13 protein-coding genes are annotated in these 16,299 nt (G+C 44.9%); 9 read left to right on the top strand and 4 right to left on the bottom strand.

All coding sequences use genetic code 11. The features are described from left to right. Positions 1-255: 255 nt before the first annotated feature. A complete protein-coding gene (locus M3085_RS12250; protein WP_178256119.1) occupies positions 256-615 on the top strand; it encodes a hypothetical protein in 360 nt (119 codons plus the stop codon). Between the two features lie 71 nt (positions 616-686). Here the strand turns inward: M3085_RS12250 and M3085_RS12245 are convergent, their stop codons facing one another. Genes M3085_RS12245 through M3085_RS12230 form a run of 4 tightly spaced genes read right to left on the bottom strand, consistent with a single transcriptional unit; the run spans position 687 to position 7,057 of the window. Continuing rightward, the gene (locus M3085_RS12245) at positions 687-1,574 is read right to left on the bottom strand and encodes a hypothetical protein (RefSeq protein WP_249053142.1); all 888 of its coding nucleotides are present in this window, start codon (positions 1,572-1,574) and stop codon (positions 687-689) included. A 3-nt stretch (positions 1,575-1,577) separates the two neighbouring features. Further along, positions 1,578-5,234 (bottom strand): ATP-binding protein, encoded by a 3,657-nt coding sequence (locus M3085_RS12240; protein ID WP_249053141.1) that lies wholly within the window; start codon positions 5,232-5,234, stop codon positions 1,578-1,580. Next, positions 5,218-5,802, bottom strand: coding sequence for a condensin complex protein MksE (locus M3085_RS12235; protein ID WP_178256116.1), 585 nt, complete (start codon positions 5,800-5,802; stop codon positions 5,218-5,220). The genes M3085_RS12240 and M3085_RS12235 overlap by 17 nt, the downstream gene beginning before the upstream one ends. Positions 5,803-5,821: 19 nt before the next feature. Beyond that, entirely contained in the window at positions 5,822-7,057 is a 1,236-nt protein-coding gene (locus M3085_RS12230) for a hypothetical protein (protein WP_249053140.1), read from the bottom strand. A 206-nt stretch (positions 7,058-7,263) separates the two neighbouring features. Here M3085_RS12230 and M3085_RS12225 point away from each other — a divergent pair, with 206 nt between their 5' ends. The 8 genes from M3085_RS12225 (at position 7,264) to M3085_RS12190 (ending at position 16,264) form a co-directional block, all read left to right on the top strand. After that, positions 7,264-8,580 carry a DEAD/DEAH box helicase gene (locus M3085_RS12225; RefSeq protein WP_249053139.1) on the top strand — a complete coding sequence of 439 codons (1,317 nt, stop codon included), beginning with the start codon at positions 7,264-7,266 and terminating at the stop codon, positions 8,578-8,580. 270 nt (positions 8,581-8,850) lie between these two features. After that, entirely contained in the window at positions 8,851-9,921 is a 1,071-nt protein-coding gene (gene serC / locus M3085_RS12220; RefSeq protein WP_178256113.1) for a 3-phosphoserine/phosphohydroxythreonine transaminase, read from the top strand. 14 nt (positions 9,922-9,935) lie between these two features. Then, complete coding sequence (locus tag M3085_RS12215; RefSeq protein ID WP_178256112.1) at positions 9,936-10,859, top strand: NAD(P)-dependent oxidoreductase; 924 nt, start codon at positions 9,936-9,938, stop codon at positions 10,857-10,859. A gap of 109 nt (positions 10,860-10,968) precedes the next feature. Then, positions 10,969-12,216 (top strand): DUF1015 domain-containing protein, encoded by a 1,248-nt coding sequence (locus M3085_RS12210; RefSeq protein WP_204498914.1) that lies wholly within the window; start codon positions 10,969-10,971, stop codon positions 12,214-12,216. A gap of 376 nt (positions 12,217-12,592) precedes the next feature. After that, positions 12,593-13,498 (top strand): DMT family transporter, encoded by a 906-nt coding sequence (locus tag M3085_RS12205; RefSeq protein WP_191709297.1) that lies wholly within the window; start codon positions 12,593-12,595, stop codon positions 13,496-13,498. 11 nt (positions 13,499-13,509) lie between these two features. After that, on the top strand, positions 13,510-14,118 hold the full coding sequence (locus M3085_RS12200; RefSeq protein ID WP_178256108.1) for an IMPACT family protein: 609 nt from the start codon (positions 13,510-13,512) through the stop codon (positions 14,116-14,118). A gap of 122 nt (positions 14,119-14,240) precedes the next feature. Beyond that, positions 14,241-15,263 (top strand): L,D-transpeptidase, encoded by a 1,023-nt coding sequence (locus M3085_RS12195; protein WP_191709298.1) that lies wholly within the window; start codon positions 14,241-14,243, stop codon positions 15,261-15,263. A 302-nt stretch (positions 15,264-15,565) separates the two neighbouring features. Then, positions 15,566-16,264, top strand: a complete 699-nt coding sequence (locus M3085_RS12190) for a murein L,D-transpeptidase catalytic domain family protein (protein ID WP_178256106.1) — start codon at positions 15,566-15,568, stop codon at positions 16,262-16,264. Positions 16,265-16,299: the final 35 nt, after the last annotated feature.

The following is a 16,299-nucleotide window of genomic DNA, read 5'->3' as shown; positions in this document are numbered from 1 at the left end:
TTTTCAAAAAGAATGTTTATAGGCGTAATCGCTATCTTTAGATTACAAAATTGTTACAAACACCGTGTCTTTTAACAGGTGAAACTTGATTTAAGTCAATAAAAGACACCGTAAGGGTAAAAAATATGCTGTATAATTTTTATGTTTTACAGCATGTTCTTATATTTGCAGTGGTAAAAAGATAAAGCTCGAGCTAAACTATTTAAGTGTTTTTAGGTAACAAGTTTTTAGGTAACAATTTAAATTTTAGGTATTATGAAGAAATTAGGCTTAACATTAACAGTTGCATTAGCATTTTCTGCATCTGTATTTGCATCAGAACCTCAAGAAGTTGCTTCTAAGTGGGATGGTTCAATCAACAAAGCTAAACTATCAAAATATCTCCAGTTGTCGTCTAATCAACACGAAGAAGTAGCAAATATTTGCGACTATTTCCAAGAACAGATGAAGACGGCTAATAATTCAAAGAAAAACAGCGATGAACAGGTTCGTAATGCTGTGTATGGCAATCTGAAATTGATGAAAAAAACATTGAACGAGAAGCAATATAGCGAATACGTTCGTTTGATGGCCATGACTTTGCGTAATAAAGGTATCGATGTCAATAAAAAATAAAGATTAGTTGTTTATAACAAGGTGGGGCTGTTTCATTTTTCGTGAAACAGCTCCATTTGCTTTTTGTGGAATTATACCGGCTCTTTGATGAGAAATGTTTTGTATTCGTCTTTATTGTAAACCTCTTGTTCCAATCCTTTATGTTCCGACTGAATGGTCTGTATAAGTTTTCGAATACCCGGTTCGTCGATATCCAGTCGGTCTAATAGATTAAGTTGATTATCGTATAACTCTTTCTTTCCGAATCGTTTAAATAGCCGGAAACAAGTTTTAGGAACAAGGTATTCCGATTTTCCCGTTACATATTTTTTATATTGACTTTGGTAGATATGGATACCTGCAAAGTCGAAATCTCCATAATGTACGTAGTTATTGGGCTGTTTTTGTAACCACTCAGTGAAGTATTTGTAATGTTCTCTTGGGTAATAGGGCACAAAAAAACATTTCATTTCTCCGAATAGTTCTATTTGGTTTTCAATCATACAGAAGTTTTCCGAGTTTTCAACCAGCACGATTGTAATGTCTTCCGGGAGCTTGAATGAGTCCGGATAAGGCATGAAAACAGGCAGTCCGTTGGCGCGGGTCAGAATATGTTCCTTACCTTTCCACCGTGCCTGAATCGGTTCGGTGACTTTAAACAAGAATCCTTGAAACACCCTTTCGGTGTCTTTGTTTTTCGAGTCGCCCGTCAGGTAGACATTGTCTGTACGGGTAGGGGAGGCTTGGTTTTTTACGATGTATTCGTCAAGCGTACATCGGATATAATGATTGTTCAAATAGTTTAACAAGCCAATGGGGTCGTCAGCATAAATTACTTTCCCGTGATGCACCCTTTTTGCCAATAGAAGTTTCTCTTCTCTTAGTTTACGAAATATCTCGGCACGGAGTTGGCTGGAGGGAATTTGTTTTCCCTCAGCCAGTTCTTTCAACAGACGTGCCTGTTCGGTAGTGATATACATTTGTTATAACTTTTTATCGGATATAAGTCGTGCGATACGTGTCTTGCTTTGAGCGTTTTTCGTCATCAGGTACACATGTTTATACGCATCGCGGTTTAACTCAGTGGGCGACCCGTTAATCAGGATGATGTTACGGTCGTTGGCAAATTTCAGAATCCCGTTGACATTGTTCGGGTGAAGTTTCCCGATTTCATCCATCATGCAATGCAGCTTGAAATCCTTGAATTTGCGGGAAGCCCCCTCCTTAAATACGTTCAGCAGCATGATGTTAATCATGGCTTTAACCAAAATGTCTGTTCCTTCCGAACCCACGTTCGACAATTTTTCCACGAATCCGGTATCGTTGTTGTTTTCTACGATGCGGAAGCGTAATTCAAACGAATCGTACAGGCGGATGGAGTCGTAACGGTAAGCGTAGATTTCTTTGATGAAATCTCGGAGCAAGTTTATCGCCTCCTGTTTTACCAGTTGCTCGTTTTCCGAAGAAAAGAGGGTAGTACCCGGGGCAAGGTCGTAAGCATGTTCGTTATAATACTTTTGTATGTTACGCAGCGTGCTTACCACTCGGTTGCTGCTTTCTTCTATTTTCATTTCGATGCGTTGGATTACTCCTACGAAATTACACGTCTGGAATCCCTTGTTTACTTTATTTATCAAGTCTTGAATATCATCCTCCGATGCGGTGAGCATCGACGTATCCATGCTGATGCGCTTAAATACATCCGAGTGTGTATCGTTGATACGTTTTACAAACTCATCGATTCGGTTTTCTTCCACAAAGTCGTGAAGCTCTTCAGCAAAGCGGAGGTACTCCCAGTCTTCGGTAAACTTGGTAGGAAACTTAAACGTGTTGTCTTCGCCGAAGTGTGATGTAAACAGAACCACAGCCTTGCGCAGGTCATTTTTTATCTGGTTACATTTGCTTTCTGTCCTGCTCAATATTTCAATTAAATCCGAACAGTTTTTCTGCGTGTCCGCATCCGCTGTCTGGTGGTCGGCGGTAAATATATCCTGATGAGGTTTGTACCACTCGTATGATTCTATTTTCCCGTACGCCTCCATGTCGTTCTGCAACTTTTGTAATACTTTTTCCGCTTCCTGATAAGCCTGCTCCTGCACATTTATTTGCTCTTGCAGGATATTCGATTCCTTGCGCAGCGTTTCCTGTTCCTGCTTCAGAAGCGATGTTTTAGCCTCTTGCTCCAATGCCCATTCCTGTATATGGTCTATCCAGTCGCGCTTATCTTTATGAAACTCGATAATCAGTGTCTCATGTTCTTTTATGAAGTTCAGTTCCTTCTTCAGCTTGTTTAACTGGACGGCTATCTGCTGCAGACGCTCTGTATCCGCTCCCTGTGAATGAAGCTCCTCGTCCATTTGTTTGCGGTAGGCTTTCTTTTCGGCAGCAATGCGCTGTTGCTCCTCCCGTTCTTCGTGCTCCACATTTTCCACCAATTGGCGAAGCTCTTTCTCCGCCTCCTTTTCCTGCTCCGTCCAAAGCTGTTTTATGGCTTGCTGCTTTTCGGTACGTTCATGGTTCAGGTTATTTAGCTTTTCATCAATGCGCTGTAATTCCAGCTTTAATTGCTGTTCTTCTGCCACTAAAAGCTTCAGTTGTGCGCTTCGTTCTTCTTCTGCCTTTTGTTTCAGATTTTCCAAGTCGAGCATGTCCTTTTGGTATTGCTTCTCCAGCTTTTCCTGCTCGTATTCTTGAACTCGTATAATTTCGCGCTGCTCTTTAATGACAGGTAGGTATTTATACTTGAGTTGCTCTACCAGTTTTTCCTGATCTTGTTGCAGATGTTGTATTTCAGCAGCTATTTCGGCAAGGCGTTTCTCTCCTGCTTCTTTCTCTTTCTGATAGTCGTTGATTGACTTGATAGGACGATTTACTTCGTCAAGGTTTAGCGAAATGCCATAGAAAGAAGTATCATCTGTGCCCGACAGTTGTGGAGATAGGTTGGTTTGCCACAGCACCGATTCGTCGCACAGCTTCCCGATGTTGTCTTCCCAACCCTTTTTGTTATCCTTCAGCCATCCCTGAAGCGTGTGTTTGCTGTTGCGCAAGAAAGTGTCAAGTTCCTCAACACGAGGGCGTAGCTGCTGCTGTTCAGCCTGAAGCTGCGACAAAGCGTCTTCTGTTTCCCGCTCCTTCTTTTGCCGTTCTTCTTCCCATTTCAAGTTGGTTTCTTTGATGATAAGCTCAGCCTGCTCCTTACGGTTTATCTTACTCATTTGCAGCCCGGTGTACGACTGGATGCGATGTTTCAGTTCCTCCAGTTCCTCTTTAAAGAATACCTCTTTGCGGCAAGTCTCTATACGGAAGCGAAGTGCGGTCAGCGCATTCTGTTTTTCGCTTCTCTCCGGATGAAGCTGTTCCGACAGTTCCTGATACTTATGAAACAAAGCCTCGACAGCCTCCTCGCGTTGTCTGCCGATGTCTTTCATACGTTTCGTGAGCGTTTGGTTCAGTTCCTCTTTCTGACGCAGCTTTGCCGCATGGATTTTATTCCATTCCTCGTTCAGCCCGTTAATCAGCCGTTCGTATTTGGTCGAAGTCTCTTCGTACTGCGAGGTCAGTGTGTGCTGTTGTTTTTCCAGACTTTCTTGACGGCTTGCCAATTCTTCTTTTTTAGCCGAGCGCTCAATGATGTGGTGGATGTTTATTCGTTCGTATTCCTTTTCTTTCTTCCGTGCCTTTTGCAGTTCGCTGTCAAGGATGGTGAGTCGGTCATGCAGCTCGTCGCAACGCGATTGTGATTGCTTTTGTAACTCTTTTTTACGGTTTTGCAACACGTTCCGTTCGGTTTCGGCCTTTTCCTGTTTTTCTTTCCACACGGGATATTTGGCCTGTGCTTGGCGGAAAGCTACAGCCAGCTCCCGACAGCCCTGTACCAATGCTGTTTTAAGTTTTGCCACCTCTGCCGAATAGCCGATGATGTCCGTAGCCTGTTTGCGGGTTTCCCGCTTACGGAATTCCTCGATGTCGCGCAGACGTGTTTCGAAATTCTTCAGATGCTCTTTGTAACTGTTCAGGTCGATGGCAGTCTCTTCCTCGTTGAGCGATGATATGATAGTCTTTTTAATGAATTCGGCATCCAGTTTAGAGTTTAACAATACATTTTGAATGGTGCGCGGAATATTCTGAAACTGTTTGCTCTCCATCAGCGAATACTTGCGCATATCTGCCTCCACGCCGTTTCCGTACAGGATATTCCGGTATTCTTCGTAAGTATAAATGATGCGCGAATAATCTACTCCGTACTGGTCAAGCATGGCACGGATGCGGTCGGTTCCACTGTATGCCGTGCGGTTTTCGTCCACAAAGAACTCTTTGCGATAAGGCGAGTCGATGAAACGGAAGCAGATGCGGTTCATCGACTTAAAGGTAAGTATGCAGAACGCTCCCTTTTCAGTAGTCACTTCGTAAACGATGTACGAGTTGGCATACGGGAAATAATACTCCGCGTAACTCTGTTTCTCTACCGGGATGCCGAGCTTCTGCGTGTCGGCATTATAGAAAAACAGGATGGAGCGCAACACGGTACTCTTACCCACTCCTTGCGTACCGATGAAATGTACGTTCCCATCCAAGAAAATATCATCCGCGTAAGGGATGTTTGCACTATTGATAAATATGATTCTATTCAGGTTTCTCATCTTCTTCCGTCTCGTCGTAAATGTTAATACTTTCTATCAGTCGTTCCAGATAGTGCCACGCACTCATTACTTTATATGTATTCGTCTTGTCGTTTTCCAATTCTAAGAACGAATCTTTCGTAAGTTGGCGAATCACGTTGTCAAGTATATCTTTACGGATGTCTTTGTCCGAAAAGTGCTTGCGGAGGCTGTCCAGCTTGTTTTGTAACACTACATTGATGTTCGCTTCTACCAATATCTGTTCGGGTTGAAACCGATATCCCGGCCCGAACGTCTCGTCGTAAGTCTTAAACAGGTCGAGCACGTCAATCCAGTAGTACGCGCGCTGTATTTTTTGTTCCAGCGTCATGCGCGGTTCGTTTCGCGAAAAGTAGAAATACTCGTTGCCATGTTCCAGCGTGTAACCTATCTGGGCAAAGAACAGCGAGAGCGATTCAAAGTTGTCTTCTATCTGGTCGTAAAGATTGCGCAAGGTTTCGTCTACGCTGTTCGAGCTGATAAACAAACCCTTTTGCAAGTATTCAAATATATTGCCTGTCGAGTCAGGGATTCGTATATTTAATTCCATACCGTGAAAAATTTAATTATTAGGATACGTCGGGATATATCTTGGCGTATTCATATTGATGATACACACCGTATTCGTCTGTAATGCGCAGATGGCTTTCGTAGAGCGAAACTATCTGGCAGAAAAACGTGGTGCGTTCTTGCTCGCTCACCTCGCGGCGGAAACGGTGATGCATCAGGAACGAGAACAAATCGTCGGGTTGTGCCGCCTCGTCGTTCCACAGCTTTTGCGCCTGTGCCTGAATGTAGTCGTTCAGGGTTTCGTTCAGGTCGATGGTTTCTTGGTAAGTCGCCTGCGTTTCCATCTCCTCCGCACTGAAGGCACCCGCCTCGTTACTCTGTATAGCCTTGCGGTATTGCAGGTTACGGATTACTTTCAAGATGACGGGACGCGCCTCGTCGGTATTCAGGTAAGAGATAGACAGCTTGAATGAAGGCGACGACGTACCCTCGACCAACAGCGAGTGTTCGCGCTCCATAACCTCCGCCAAGTTACTCCGCGTGCGCAGTTCAAACTGGTCTTGCAGGTATTTCAGTTTCTTGATTTTCTCAACCAATACTATCTGGCTCTTAATCTGATTCAGGTAGTTGATGATGTCCTGCTGCGCGCTGATAAGACTGTGTGCCGAAAGCTGAAGCTCCTGACGCAGTTCCAGCAAGATGTTTGCCAGCTCCTCGTCGGTAGCCTGTTGGAAAAACAGACGCTCTTCGTGCAGGATGAGATGCTCCGTAGCATCAATCATCCGCTGAATGTTTATCCGCTTCTTGTCTAAGTTCTCTAACCGCGCAATCTTTATCTGATACGTAGGCTCGTGTTTCACGGCGTGGTCGATGCTGTCTTGCAGGCTCATGATGTTACGTATGGTAGTGTAAGCGATTTTACGGAACGTAATCTTGATGTTACGGATGTAGCTTTCCTTGCGCGACGGGATTCGCTCTTTCAGATAATAATCCATCAGTTCATGCAAGAACTCAATGTTTTCGTCGATGACGGCAGTGTTTATCTCTTCGTTGGCGTTCAGCAGCAACTCGAAGAACTCTTGGAAACGGATATCCAGCGAAACCTCGTTCCCGTTCTGCCGGATAATCTCTTTTTCGATTAATATCTTCAGGCGATTCTCGTCTCCTTTCAGCAACAGAAGCGCATCGGAGTATTTAAAATTTAATGTTTTTCTCTTTTCAAACATCTCTGTAAGCAGCCCTCGTGCGGCAGAGACCGTATTGATGATTTCGTTTATTGAGCGGAATATGTACATAATGTTTGTTTAGTCGAAAAATCATGCAAAGGTATGACAAGACGGCGGAATTTCCTAATTTTTGCAGAACTTATAGGCTGCTGATTTTCTATGGGAAGGAACCTCGCACGCTATGGGAAGCGTAAGTGTTTCCTATGGGTAGAATTTCTGGGTTGTTCGGCTAAAATTTGTACCTTTGTATTTATTTCAATCAAAACCGAAACATAATGGATATATCTACTATTCTGTTGAATCTGAAAATCAAACAGTTAAACCCCATGCAGCAAGCCAGTGTCGAGGCTTGGAAAGAAGGTAACGACCTGATATTGCTTTCGCCCACCGGAACGGGTAAAACATTGGCATACCTGTTTCCGCTGGTAAGTTCGTTGAATCCCGGTGCCGACGGTGTACAGGCGGTGGTGCTTGTTCCCTCGCGCGAATTGGCATTGCAAACCGAACAGGTGTTCAAGTCGATGGGTACGGGATTCGGCGTGATGAGCTGTTACGGCGGACGTCCGGCGATGGAAGAACACCGCGTTATGAAAGGACTTCGCCCCTCGGTGATTATCGGTACGCCGGGACGTATGAACGACCATCTGGAAAAACAGAATATCGATGCTTCCACGGTGCGCCTGCTCGTGATAGACGAGTTCGACAAGTGCCTTGAGTTTGGCTTTCAGGATGAAATGGAAGCCGTTATCGGCAAGTTGCCGCGTCTGCGCCGATGCTTCCTGCTTTCGGCTACCGATGCCGAAGAGATTCCACACTTTACGGGGTTGAACCGCGTATCGAAACTGAATTTTCTGGACGGGAAAGAGGAAGTGGAAGAACGCTTGCAGTTGTATAAGGTAGATTCTCCCATAAAAGATAAGCTCGAAACTCTTTACAAACTGATTTGCTGTTTAGGCAACGAGTCTACACTGGTGTTCTGTAATCACCGCGAGAGCGTAGACCGGGTAGGGAAGTATCTCCACTCGATGAAAGTTTATTGCGAAACCTTTCACGGCGGCATGGAACAGGATGACCGCGAACGGGCGTTGTATAAGTTCCGTAACGGAAGCTGCTCGGTATTTATTTCTACCGACTTGGCGGCACGCGGACTTGACATCCCCAACGTAAAACACATCATCCATTACCACCTGCCGTTGTCGGAAGAAGGTTTTACCCACCGCAACGGGCGTACTGCGCGCTGGGATGCCGTGGGCAGCGCATACATTATTCTGCACCCCGAAGAACAACTGCCCGCCTATATCCCGTCGGAACCCGAAGAGTTTGTTTTCCCCGAAACCATTCCCGCACCCGCCTTGCCCGAATACATTACATTATATATAGGTAAAGGGAAGAAAGATAAGATTAATAAAGTAGACATCGTAGGATTCTTGTCGAAAAAAGGAAATTTAAGCCGCGAGGAAGTAGGCAGAATCGATGTGAAAGACCACTATGCTTTTGCTGCCATTTCGCGGAAAAAGGTGAAACAAACGTTAAAATTGATACAAAATGAAAAGATTAAGGGGGTAAAAACTTTGATAGAACCGGCAAAGTAATAACTTTGTGACATTACATCTGTTTTACGCTCCCCCTGCAAGAGGGTGTCTTTCTGACCTGCCGCAAGTACGATTTTCGTGCGGACGCTTATTTTATGTGTCTGTATTTGTCAAAATGTTAGTTATCGGCTTATCTGCTTGTTAAAATGAAAGAATATTTGAGGTGAACGCATAAAATTATTAGGATTTCTTTTGGAAGTCTAAAAATAATAGCTATATTCGCAAAGTGTGAGTTTAGAAATCTATTGTTTAACCAAAACAAACATCCAAATGAAAAAACATAATTTTAATGCGGGACCTTCTATATTGCCTCGCGAAGTAATCGAAAAAACGGCTCAGGCTATACTGGATTTTAACGGTTCGGGACTTTCGCTGATGGAAATCAGTCACCGCGCTAAAGACTTCCAGCCGGTGGTAGACGAAGCGGTAGCTTTGTTTAAAGAACTTCTGAATATCCCCGAAGGCTATTCGGTATTGTTCTTAGGCGGAGGAGCAAGTCTGGAGTTCTGTATGGTTCCCTATAATTTCCTTGAAAAGAAAGCAGCTTATCTGAATACCGGTACATGGGCAAAGAAGGCGATGAAAGAAGCAAAAGCCTTTGGCGAAGTGGTTGAAGTCGCTTCGTCTGCCGATGCCAACTATACATTTATCCCGAAAGACTATGAAGTTCCGGCAGATGTGGATTATTTCCATATCACAACCAATAATACGATTTACGGTACGGAACTTCATGCCGACCTTGATGTAAACGTGCCGATGGTAGCCGATATGTCATCGGATATATTCTCTCGTCCCGTCGATGTATCTAAATATATATGTATATACGGTGGCGCGCAGAAGAATCTGGCTCCGGCGGGCGTTACTTTCGTTATCGTGAAAAATGATGCGGTAGGTAAGGTGTCACGCTATATTCCTACGATGTTGAACTATCAGACTCATATCGAAAAGGGGTCAATGTTTAACACTCCTCCGGTAGTGCCTATTTATGCGGCTTTACAGACGCTGCGCTGGCTGAAAGCACAGGGCGGGGTAGAGGAAATGCAACGCCGCGCACGCCAGCGTGCTGAGATGTTGTATGCAGAGATAGACCGTAACAAATTGTTCCGCGGTACGGTAACTGCGGTTGAAGACCGTTCGTACATGAATATCTGTTTCGTAATGGCAGACGAATACAAAGACCTTGAGGCTGATTTCCTGAAATTTGCAACCGAAAAGGGCATGGTAGGTATCAAGGGACATCGTTCTGTGGGAGGATTCCGCGCTTCATGCTACAACGCAATGCCGGTAGAAAGCGTACAGGCATTGATAGACTGTATGCAGGAATTTGAGAAAAACCATTAAAAAACGGAGGGCGTATGAAAGTTTTAATAGCAACCGAGAAACCGTTTGCCAAAATTGCGGTAGACGGCATTCGTAAAGAAATAGAAGCTGCGGGCTATGAATTGGCTTTGTTGGAAAAATATACGGACAAGGCACAGTTGCTGGATGCGGTAAAAGACGCGAATGCGATTATCATCCGGAGTGACATCATCGACAATGAAGTGCTCGACGCAGCCAAAGAACTGAAGATAGTGGTTCGTGCCGGGGCCGGTTACGATAACGTGGATTTGGAAGCCGCTACCGCCCACGGTGTATGCGTGATGAATACTCCGGGACAAAACTCGAACGCCGTGGCAGAACTGGCATTCGGACTGATGATTATGGCTGTCCGTAATTTCTACGACGGCAAGTCGGGTACGGAACTGATGGGTAAGAAGTTGGGTATCCATGCTTACGGAAACGTAGGACGGAACGTAGCTCGCATCGCCAAAGGTATCGGTATGGAAATTTACGCTTACGATGCTTATTGTCCGAAAGAAGCAATGGAAGCGGATGGTATCATCCCCGTAAATACGGCAGAGGAACTGTATGAAAAATGTAACGTAGTATCGCTTCACATTCCGGCTACTGCCGAAACAAAAAACTCCATCAACTATGAGCTGGTGAACCGGATGCCGAAAAACGGACTGCTGGTAAACACGGCGCGTAAAGAAGTTATCAATGAAGCCGATTTGCTCCGCCTGATGCATGACCGTCCGGATTTGAAATACGTAACAGACATCATGCCGGTTCATCATGCCGAGTTTGCAGAACAATGTCCGGGACGTTACTTCTCTACTCCGAAAAAAATGGGGGCACAGACTGCCGAGGCAAACATCAATGCCGGCATCGCAGCCGCCAAGCAGATTGTAGGATTCCTGAAAGACGGATGCGAACGGTTCAGGGTAAACAAGAAATGATTTGGAAACCGGTTTTCCCGTTATAGCATGTAGGGGAGGGAAGATAACCCGCCCCTACATTGTTTATAAGGAAGTCGTAACTAATGATATTAACCTCAGATTTAAGATTATGGTAAAAATAAAACCTTTCAAGGGCATTCGTCCTCCTAAAGACTTGATTGAACAAGTGGCTTCACGCCCGTACGACGTACTCAACTCTGCCGAGGCGCGTGAAGAAGCAGCCGGAAACGAGAAATCGCTTTATCACATCATTAAACCTGAAATCGATTTTCCCGAAGGAACGGATGAGCATGATCCGCGTGTGTATGAGAAAGCAGCGGAGAACTTTCGGATGTTTCAGGAAAAAGGCTGGCTGGTACAGGATGAAAAACCATGTTATTACGTCTATGCCCAAACCATGAATGGCAAAACGCAATACGGCTTGGTGGTAGGAGCTTATGTGCCCGACTATATGAACGGGGCGATAAAGAAACATGAACTTACCCGCCGCGATAAGGAGGAAGACCGCATGAAACACGTGCGTGTAAATAATGCAAACATCGAACCGGTGTTTTTTGCGTATCCGGAAAATGCCGAACTTGATGCGATTGTGGCGAAATACGTCGCTCGCAAACCGGAATACGATTTTGTGGCTCCGGGAGATGGATTCGGACATACGTTCTGGGTAATTGATGAAGATTCGGATATCGATGCCATCACTGCTGCATTTGAAAAGATGCCTGCCATGTATATTGCCGACGGACATCACCGCAGCGCGGCGGCAGCGTTGGTGGGAGCGGAGAAGGCTACGCAGAATCCTAACCACAAGGGCGACGAGGAGTATAATTACTTCATGGCGGTATGTTTCCCTGCCAACCAACTGACCATCATTGACTATAACCGGGTAGTAAAAGACTTGAATGGCTTGACTCCCGAACAGTTCTTGCAGGCATTGTCGGAACATTTCATCGTAGAGGAAAAAGGTACGGAAGTTTACAAACCCGCAGCCTTGCATAACTTCTCACTGTACGTTGACGGTAAATGGTATAGTTTGACAGCTAAGCCGGGAACATACGACGATAACGACCCGATAGGTGTACTTGACGTGACGATTTCTTCAAACCTTATTTTAGACAAGATATTGGGTATAAAAGATTTACGCTCCGACAAACGCATTGACTTTGTAGGCGGTATACGCGGATTGGGTGAACTGAAGAAACGGGTTGACAGTGGCGAGATGAAAATGGCGTTGGCGCTTTATCCGGTATCGATGAAGCAACTGATGGACATTGCTGATACAGGCAATATCATGCCTCCCAAGACTACATGGTTTGAGCCGAAGCTCCGTTCAGGTCTGGTTATTCATAAACTTGAATAGTTTTGTGGAAAGCAGAATGTAAACAGACTTTCATTTTGAGTGCGGATTACAGGGATTGATTTTATGTTAGTAACTCCATTGTAATCCGCATTTAAGAGTTTGTTTAGATTTTGCTCTGCCTCAGTTTGAGAATTGTTTTCGAGGATGTTTTTCGGTTCTTACGAGGATGATAGCGGGCTATCTGACGAGTGAAAACGGGGAAACAGACCGGAAACAAACTCAAAAAAGGGCGGATAAAATACTTAATCGGAAAATTTAAGCAGGTTCTCAATATTTATTAAAATGAAATTAACTCCGTGAAATCCTTATAAATACCATTCGTCAGAAAAAGAAAAAACATTACCTTTGCACGCTAATTTGGTAAAGTTGACAGAGAATGATGAATACAACGGTTAAAGGATATGCGTATGGAGCTATTGCGGCAGCCAGTTACGGGCTGAATCCTTTGTTTACACTTCCGCTTTATAAAGCGGGATTAACTCCTGATTCTGTATTGTTCTATCGTTACGGACTGGCGGTAGTCATGTTAGGCATTTTGATGAAACTGCAAAAACAGTCTTTTGCGCTTCGGCGGAAAGAGGTGCTTCCGCTGTTTGTGATGGGAATGCTGATGGCTTTTTCTTCGCTCGCACTTTTTATCAGCTATAACTACATGGCAGCGGGTATTGCTTCTACCATCTTGTTTATCTATCCGGTGTTGGTAGCTGTCATCATGGCTGTTTTCTTTAAAGAGAAACTTTCTATGATAACCATATTGTCTATCGCTTTAGCGTTTTTCGGAATCTCGTTGCTGTATAAAGGAGACGGTGAAACGTTAAGTTTCGTGGGTACGGTGCTTGTTCTTATTTCCTCTTTGACTTATGCGCTTTATATAATAGGTGTCAACCGCTCCGTGTTGCGTGATATGCCTACCTCTAAATTAACTTTCTACGCATTGGTATTCGGGGCGAGTGTTTTCTTTGTACGCCTGAAGTTTGGTGCCTCGTTGAGTCCTATCCATGAACCTTTGCTTTGGTTGAATCCCATAGCGCTGGCATTGTTTCCCACCGTTATTTCGTTGGTAACAATGGCTAAGGCTGTTCATTACGTGGGGTCTACGCCTACTGCCATATTGGGCGCATTAGAACCGATTACGGCATTGTTTTTCGGTGTGATGATATTCGGAGAACCACTTACTCCGCGTATCGTTTTAGGCATTATTCTGGTGTTGTCGGCTGTTACGCTGATTATTGTGGGTAAATCGTTGGTAAAAACGATTCGTATTCGTATTTTTCATCATTAATTCTTCAACTTGTGGACGATACATATAAAACCATATCCGGTATATCAGAATCTGTTTTCACCGAAAAACGAAGCAAGTTTATTGCGATTGCCATTCCGGTGCGTTCGGTAGCAGAAATAAAAAACTTGTTAGAGCAATATCAGAAAAAGTATTACGATGCACGTCATGTTTGTTACGCTTACATGTTAGGTCCGGAGCGCAAAGACTTCCGTGCCAACGACAACGGAGAGCCTTCGGGCACGGCAGGAAAACCCATTTTGGGGCAAATAAACTCGCATGAGCTGACTGATGTGCTGGTTATTGTAGTGCGTTATTTCGGAGGAATCAAATTAGGTACAAGCGGATTGATTGTGGCATATCGTACAGCAGCTTCCCAAGCATTGGCTGAGGCTACGGTTATTGAAAAAACGGTAGATGACGAAGTTACCGTTGCGTTTGAATATCCGTTTATGAACGACGTGATGCGTATCGTAAAAGAAGAGTCGCCCGAAATCATGGAACAATCGTACGATATGGATTGCATCATGACCTTGCGCATCCGGAAATCACAAATGCCTCGCCTTCGTTCCCGTCTCGAAAAAGTAGAAACCTTACGCTTTCCCGAAGATACATCTGTCTGATATTTTTTATTTGCATAGCCTGTGACGGATGAATCAGACTTCCGCCGAACAAGTGTACGGATTATTTGTTTTTATATAATAAATTCAGTATATTTGCGATAGCAACCTTAAAGCGAGGTTTTATGAGAGGTTTGATTCTTTGGGTGATAGGAATGTTGTTGATGGCGGGATGCCACAACCAAGCATTAGACGAAACTCTTGCAGTGGGGCAGGATGTTGAGCCGGTTGATACGGCTTATGCAGAGCAGCCGGCAGAAGAAAAAGTATTAACGGCAGCCGATATTACACTAACCAAAGAATTGATATTCGATCGTTATACTCCCGAAAAAGATGTTTATCCGTATCAAGATACAGTGCGTTCGTTCAAGTGGGACGTGATGCGGCAGTGTCTGGCTTTTATCGAAAACATGCAAGCCAAAGAGGATGTCCGCTGGGGAGTTTTCCAAAATTATAAAAATCGTAACGGGGAAGCCCCTGTGGTGCGTGAGTTTGTGCGTAACGCTTACCGTCGCGTGTCCGACACGCTGGGCGTGGAACGCTACCAGTCTGTGCCTCTTTACCTTCCGACGGACACGCTGGTGCCCGAACGTTATGGGCGTGACGGTTTTCTGGTGCAGGTTATCGAGCAGACTGGCGGATTCTACCGTGTCTATCCTGTGACAATGGAGGAAGAATACCTTGTTCCGAGCCGTTATGTAAAACAACTTTCCGATACGACGGCTTTCCGGCATGTCATTTTTGTCGACCGCCAAGACCAGAATATCGCAACGGTAGAGCAGACAGGAAACCAAGAGTGGAAAGTGCGCAGCATGAATCCTGCCACTACCGGACGACATGCACCGCCCTACGCCCAAGAAACACCGTTGGGTATGTTTTTGCTTCAGGAAAAAAAGCAGCGCATGATTTTTCTGAAAGACGGTTCTTCAGCACTGGGAGGATATGCTCCCTACGCCAGCCGCTTTACAAACGGGGCATACATTCACGGTGTGCCGGTAAACGTGCCGCGCACGGCAATGATTGAATACAGTTGGTCGCTCGGAACCACGCCGCGTTCCCACATGTGTGTGCGGAATGCTACGTCTCATGCCAAGTTTATTTTCGATTGGGCACCTACCGAAAACTCGCTGGTGGTAGTAATCGAATAAATCTTACACAGAACCTGTTTGAACCTTTCCTTCCGCCGAAAACAAGGCAGGAAATATCCTCCGTTATACCCCGAAAAACGCTACCGTTAGTGTTATCCATTTCATGCGGATGCGTTAACCATTTCTACCCATAGTGTTGACTGGTTCTATGGGTAGAATTTCGAGCCTTGTCTTGAGGTGGGAGATTCTCTGCTGCTCCGGCAAAAATATTTTCCGATGACAAAGTGTTAATTGTTTAGTAATCTTGATATTATATCAAGAATATTCCGTAACTTTGCCGCCGTTCTTTATTTAGCCTGTTTATGCGACGATTCATACTATCTACATGCTTTTTACTTCTTCCTTGTACGAGTTTGTTGACAGGGCATCCCTCTGTATGCAGCGAGGTGATAGCTGAAGCCAAAACCGATAAAGTGGCAGAACTTTACCGCTCCATGCAACTGGAAGGCGTGGTCAACTGGAAGGCTTTCCGTCAGGCGGTGGCGGGATATGAAAAGATTGAAGGGCGCAAGCGCGACATTCTTACCCTGATTGATTTTTCGAAGCCCTCTACCGAAGAGCGTCTGTACGTGTTCGACATGAAAAAGCACCGATTACTTTTCTCTTCAGTCGTATCTCACGGAAAAAACAGCGGCAATAACTACGCCACTTCTTTCTCAAATGAATACGGCTCTTATAAAAGTTCTTTAGGATTTTATCTCACCGAGTCGACCTATCAAGGCAAGAACGGCTACTCTCTTATCTTGAACGGACTGGAGAAGGGGATAAACGACCGTGCCCGCGAGCGTGCCATCGTAGTCCACGGAGCCGCATACGCCGACCCCTCGGTAGTAGCCCGCGGCGGACGCTTGGGCAGGAGTTTCGGTTGTCCCGCCCTTCCCCCCAAACTTTCTCGTCCGATAATCGATGCTATTAAAGGCGGCAGCGTAATGTACATTTACGCCGATGCTTCGGATTATTTGGCACACAGCACAATCTTGGAAACCCGCGATTTGCTTTGATTGTTTTTAATATTTGCCAACACAAATATATCTTG

The sequence above is a fragment of the Bacteroides caecicola genome, from assembly GCF_023337095.1.
GTDB lineage: Bacteria > Bacteroidota > Bacteroidia > Bacteroidales > Bacteroidaceae > Phocaeicola > Phocaeicola gallinarum.
Note: the sequence above shows the minus strand (reverse complement) of the source record. Positions and strands in the feature narration are given on the sequence as shown.